This window comes from Mesorhizobium sp. M7A.F.Ca.AU.001.01.1.1 (assembly GCF_004022735.1).
Lineage (GTDB): Bacteria > Pseudomonadota > Alphaproteobacteria > Rhizobiales > Rhizobiaceae > Mesorhizobium > Mesorhizobium ciceri.
Genome location: NZ_RZPF01000427.1, coordinates 1 through 5,720 on the forward strand (window position 1 = coordinate 1; position 5,720 = coordinate 5,720).

The window sequence follows — 5,720 nt, forward strand, 5'->3', positions numbered from 1 at the left end:
GCCGATCGGCGCGCTGGGCGATGCCGGCCGCCAGGTCTTCGCGCTGCTGCGTCGTCTGCGTGAAGAACTCAAGGTCAACACCACCTGCGGCCTGTCCAACATCTCTTTCGGCCTGCCGCATCGCCACGGCATCAACGCCGCCTTCATCCCGATGGTGATCGGCGCCGGCATGACCTCGGCCATCATGAACCCGGTGCGGCCGCAGGAAATGGAAGCCGTGCGCGGCGCCAATGTGCTGAACGGCACCGACGAGAACTGCACCAACTGGATCCGCACCTACAAGGATTACAAGCCGGCCGAAGGCGGCCAGGCCGTTGCCGCCCCGACGCAAGTCAATGCGCCGGGCGACGGCGCCGGCAATGGCGGTCGCCGCCGTGGCGGCCGTGAAGCCCGGATGGGCCGAGGATAAGCGCGCAATCGTGAATTCACCTGCAAACATCACCGACCCGCTCGTGCTGTTCATGCCGTCGGGCAAGCGCGGGCGGTTTCCTGTTGGAACACCCGTGCTAGACGCCGCGCGCCAGCTCGGCGTCTATGTCGAAAGTGTGTGCGGCGGACGCGCCACTTGCGGGCGTTGCCAGATCGAAGTGCAGGAAGGCAATTTCGCCAAGCACAAGATCATTTCGTCCAACGACCACATCACGCCCAAGGGCGCCAAGGAAGAGCGCTATGAGCGCGTCCGCGGCCTACCCGAACGGCGTCGCCTCTCCTGCTCGGCGCAAATCCTCGGCGACCTCGTCATCGACGTGCCGCAGGATACGGTCATCAACGCGCAGACCATCCGCAAGGATGCCGACACCAGGGTCATCGCCCGCGATGCGGCGATCCGCATGTGCTATGTCGAGATCGAAGAACCCGACATGCACAAGCCGCTTGGTGATCTCGACCGGCTGAAGATCGCGCTGATGCACGATTGGGGTTTGAAAAGCCTCGATTTCGATTTTTATCTGCTGCCGCAGGTGCAAGGCATCCTGCGCAAGGGCAACTGGACCGCGACCGCCGCCATCTACAAGGATGCCGACTCTGAGACAGCGCGCGTCGTAGCACTTTGGCCCGGCCTCAAGAACGAAGCCTATGGGCTGGCCTGCGATATCGGCTCGACCACCATCGCCATGCATCTGGTGTCGCTGCTGTCGGGCCGCGTCGCCGCCTCGTCGGGCACCTCGAACCCGCAGATCCGCTTCGGCGAGGATCTGATGAGCCGCGTCTCCTATGTGATGATGAACCCGGACGGCCGCGAGGGCATGACGGTCGCCGTGCGGGAGGCGATCTCGGGTCTCGTCGACAAGGTCTGCGCCGAAGGCAATGTCCAGCGCAACGACATCCTGGACAGCGTCTTCGTCGGCAATCCGATCATGCACCATCTGTTCCTCGGCATCGATCCGACCGAGCTTGGCGGCGCGCCCTTTGCGCTGGCTGTCTCAGGTGCGGTGCATATCAAGGCATCCGACATCGGCCTGAAGCTTAACCAGGGCGCCAGGCTCTACATGCTGCCTTGCATCGCCGGGCATGTCGGTGCGGATGCGGCGGCGGTGACGCTGTCGGAAGGCCCGCATCGCCAGGACGAGATGATGCTGATCGTCGATGTCGGCACCAATGCCGAGATCGTGCTCGGCAATCGCCAGCGGGTGGTTGCGGCCTCCTCGCCCACCGGCCCTGCCTTCGAGGGCGCCGAAATCTCCGGCGGCCAGCGAGCAGCGCCCGGCGCCATCGAACGCGTACGCATCGATCCCGATACGCTTGAACCGAAATACCGCGTCATCGGCTCTGAACTGTGGTCCGACGAGCCGGGCTTCCTGGAAAGCGTCCAGGCGACCGGCGTCACCGGCATCTGCGGCTCCGGCATCATCGAAGTGGTGGCGGAGATGTATCTCGCCGGCATCATTTCCGAGGACGGCGTCATCGACGGCGGGCTTTCGGCGCGCTCGCCGCGCGTTACGGCCAACGGCCGCACCTTCTCCTATGTGCTGAAGGACGGCTCCGCCGCATTGACGGAAGATGGGCCGAAGATCACCATCACCCAGACCGATGTGCGCGCCATCCAGCTTGCCAAGGCAGCGCTTTATGCCGGCACCAAGCTGTTGATGGAAAAGCAGAACACCGAGCATGTCGACCGCATCCATTTCGCCGGCGCCTTCGGCTCCTTCATCGATCCGAAATACGCCATGGTGCTGGGCCTGATCCCGGATTGCGACCTCGACAAGGTCTCGGCGGTCGGCAACGCCGCCGGTGCCGGCGCGCGCATGGCGCTGCTCAATCGCGGCTACCGCCGCGAGATCGAGGACACGGTCAGCAAGATCGAGAAGATCGAGACGGCGCTGGAACCGAAATTCCAGGAGCATTTCGTCTACGCCATGGCGCTGCCCAACAAGGTCGATCCGTTCCCGAAACTGTCGGCAGCGGTGAAACTGCCGCCGCGCAAGACGGTCAGCGAGGATGGCGTTGCCGGCGACGCCGCTCCGCGCCGGCGTTCGCGCGAAGGCCACGAGGGGCGGAGGCGTGGACGGGAATAAGCGGCCCGCCCCCGCCAACACCTTTCGAAACTCATTTGCATGCAAATGTTTCCGGATCGTCTGATCCGGAAACCAAAACGCTGTTTTCGTGAAATTCGCCAGATACATGGCAGGCGCATTCAACCGGCATCGAACGGCAGGCAGGAAATATCTTTCAGCCGCCGCAACGCTCCAGGGGAGACAACGATGTCAATGCTCGAAAGCCTGAGCCGCTATGGCACCGCCATCAGACAAGCCCATGACCGCAGCAAGGCGCGGCGCCTGCTGAACAGCCTGCCGCCCGAAATCCAGAAGGACATCGGCTGGCCGGTGTCGCCGCGATCCAGTGAAAGGGCATCCCTCAGCAACGCTATCTGGAGCGCCGCGCGCTGATGACCTTCGCCGAGAAATGCAAATTGCTCGGCATGCGCCGGGAACCTCGCATGTCCCCGGCGACCACCAGCAACCGGCTGCGAGCCGCACTTTTACCGCGTCGCTGACCACTGCGGCGCGGATCAAACCGCCGTGTAGACGCGGGCGCAAATCTTGACATTTTCAGCCACGGCACAATCTTTCGATTTAGGGGGTTCTCTTAGTCGGCTTTGGCCGAAGTTCGTGTATCCGCATGCCAAGTTTGAAAAGCCATGTCGTGTCTTTTGTCTTGCGGCACAGCCGTAAGCAGGCATTTGCCAGTCCGGAAAATCTGCAGCGCTGGATCGCGGCCGCGCGCAAGACCGAGAACCACCGGCCGCCCGCCTCGCTACACCAGCGTCTCGATATCGAGATGCATACGGTCGGTGGCTTCCCCGTATACGAAATCCCACCCAAGTCCGGCGAACAGAAGCGGATTCTCTACTTGCACGGCGGCGCCTATGTCTTTGAAATCACGCCCTATCATTGGCACCTGATTGCCGACATGGCGGATCGGTTGGGCTACGCAATCACGGTGCCGATCTATCCAATTGCCCCCGAACATGATTTCCACGCCATGTTCGGGATGGTTGGCGATGTTTACCGGCAGATGCTCGCCGAGACGGAGGCCGAGGACATCGTCTTCATGGGCGATTCCGCCGGCGGCAACATGGCTGTGGTGCTGACCATGATGGCCGCCGAAGAAGGACTGTCCCTGCCGTCACGACATGTGCTCATTTCGCCGGGTCTCGACGTGTCGCTCACCAATCCCGCAGTGTTCGAGGCGGAACGCAACGACCCTTGGCTGGGCATAGCTGGCGGACGAGAGGCGATTCGTCTGTACAGTGCCGGCATCGATCCCAGCGACTGGCATATCAGCCCGGTCTATGGAGATCTGTCAGTGCTGCCAAGAACACTGCTTTTGACTGGCTCGCGCGATCTTTTGACGCCCGACAATCTGATCTTCGCGGAAAAAGCCCGCGCCGCCGGCGTTGAAATCGATCTTGTCTATGAGGAAGGCATGTTCCACGTCTGGCCGCTGATCGACATGCCGGAGGCCCGGCGCGCCCGCGAGCGCATCGTCGAATTTCTCGGGGAGAGCCGGATCGTGCAAGACACGAGACTAAGGCCTGAACAGCGCCCCGCCGAAGCGGCGGAGTAGCTCTATATTGTCGTCCTTACCAGCCGGTCAGAACTTGCCGGTTTCCCGGAACACTTCGAAGGTCGCGCGGATGTGGTCGGCGACGGCCTTGACCGGCGCGCTGGCGTCCGGCGCCACCACCATCGCCAGATTGTAGGTGCCGATGTCGGGCATGCCGTCCTTCGGGCAGAGTTCGACCATGTCGTTGCCGAGAAACGACTTCGGCAGCGGCGCCACGGCGAGATCGGACATGATCGCGGCGCGCTGGCCGGCCGTGTGCGCGCTCATATAGGCGATGCGGTAGTTGCGGCCCTCGCGGCCAAGCGCATCGAGCGCTCCGGCGCGCCAGGCGCAGCCCTCTTCCCAAAGCGACACCGGCAGCGGCTCGCGCAGATGCGCGCAGCCGCCCTTGGCGCCAGCCCAGACGATCGGCTCGGTCAGCAGCACCTCGGCGCCGAGCGCGCTGGTCTTGTAGGAATTGGTCAGCAGCGTGATGTCGAGCGCCCGGTCGTCCATGCGCCGGCGCAGATTGCTGCTCTGGTCGATGGTGACGTCGACGGCGATCGACGGATGCGACTGCGCGAAACGCTTCAGCACATGCGGCAGCACGCGCTCGCCGTAATCGTCCGGCGAACCAAGCCGCACGACACCGACAATCTCGGGAATGATGAACTTCGACACCACCTCGCGGTTGATCGACAGCAGCCGGCGGGCATAGCCGAGCAGCATCTCGCCGTCCGTGGTCAGCGACACCGAGCGGGCGTCGCGCGCGAACACGGAGCGGCCGAGAATGTCCTCCAGCTTCTTGATCTGCATGGAGACGGCCGAAGGCGTGCGAAAGACGGCATTGGCGGCGGTGGTGAAGCTGCCGGTCTCGGCAATCGCCACGAAAGTGCGCAAAACGTCGAGATCGAGCAGTGGCAGCGGATGATTGAGCGGGGCGTTCATGGCAACCGACCTTCAATTTTTCTGATACAAAACATCACTCCATTTCGTTTGATTGAACATCAGATTGGGAGGATAGTCAACTCCATCGAATGAGGCAGCTGCCACAAGCAGCCATGAAACGACCCCGACACAGACCTGCATTCGACACGAAATGAAGTTGAAACAAACCCGACGTAACCAACGCGCTGTCTGGCACCCGCCAGCCACCAAAGGAGAAAGAAATGTCTATCCTGTCGTCTCTTGGTCGCATCGCGACCGAATTCAGCGCGGCACGCGCCCGCTACCAGACCGAGCGCGCCATCCGTTCCTTGCCGATCGAACTGCAGAAGGATATCGGCTGGCCTGAGGCTTCCGACACCAAGACCGGTACTCGCAATGGCATCGGATCCTGGGCTGGAGCAAAGTAGATCGTGTGTACTATGTGCTGAAGGCCTGCCGCGCGAACCGCCCGGCAGGCCTTCTTTATTTTATTTGTATACAAATGAGTTTTGGAGCCATGTCGCCAACGCATGACGCATATGAGAAAGCCGCATAGCAGCTCCTGTTTTCACTTAATGTCTTGTAAATGATCGTAAATTTTGAGCACCTTGCCCAAATCTGTCGCAATCGATGTCGCATTTCATATCAAGCGGTTCGCTTTTGCGATTTAGTTTCTGCTTACACAAGCCTATATCAGCGCCAGCAAACGAGCTGCCCCACTCCATCAAGCGAAGGCGACCCGTCTGAGC

Annotated in this window: 5 protein-coding genes and 1 pseudogene; 5 read left to right on the forward strand and 1 reads right to left on the reverse strand. The window is 61.9% G+C overall.

The window, feature by feature from the left end; genetic code table 11:
- The 4 genes and pseudogenes from EN884_RS23195 to EN884_RS23210 form a co-directional block, all read left to right on the forward strand.
- Positions 1 to 409 (forward strand): annotated as a pseudogene (locus tag EN884_RS23195) (methyltetrahydrofolate cobalamin methyltransferase); the annotation flags it as partial.
- Positions 360 to 2,513: an ASKHA domain-containing protein gene (locus EN884_RS23200; RefSeq protein WP_063168205.1), complete on the forward strand. Its 2,154-nt coding sequence runs from the start codon at positions 360 to 362 to the stop codon at positions 2,511 to 2,513. The pseudogene EN884_RS23195 and the gene EN884_RS23200, both read left to right, overlap by 50 nt.
- A gap of 186 nt (positions 2,514 to 2,699) precedes the next feature.
- On the forward strand, positions 2,700 to 2,885 hold the full coding sequence (locus EN884_RS23205; RefSeq protein ID WP_027160508.1) for a hypothetical protein: 186 nt from the start codon (positions 2,700 to 2,702) through the stop codon (positions 2,883 to 2,885).
- 232 nt (positions 2,886 to 3,117) lie between these two features.
- Complete coding sequence (locus EN884_RS23210; RefSeq protein WP_024501316.1) at positions 3,118 to 4,065, forward strand: alpha/beta hydrolase; 948 nt, start codon at positions 3,118 to 3,120, stop codon at positions 4,063 to 4,065.
- 27 nt (positions 4,066 to 4,092) lie between these two features.
- On the opposite strand, the gene EN884_RS23215 is transcribed toward EN884_RS23210, so the two are convergent.
- Positions 4,093 to 4,992: a LysR substrate-binding domain-containing protein gene (locus EN884_RS23215; RefSeq protein ID WP_013531163.1), complete on the reverse strand. Its 900-nt coding sequence runs from the start codon at positions 4,990 to 4,992 to the stop codon at positions 4,093 to 4,095.
- 221 nt (positions 4,993 to 5,213) lie between these two features.
- Here EN884_RS23215 and EN884_RS23220 point away from each other — a divergent pair, with 221 nt between their 5' ends.
- Positions 5,214 to 5,399, forward strand: a complete 186-nt coding sequence (locus EN884_RS23220; protein ID WP_013531162.1) for a hypothetical protein — start codon at positions 5,214 to 5,216, stop codon at positions 5,397 to 5,399.
- The last annotated feature ends 321 nt before the right edge of the window (positions 5,400 to 5,720 follow it).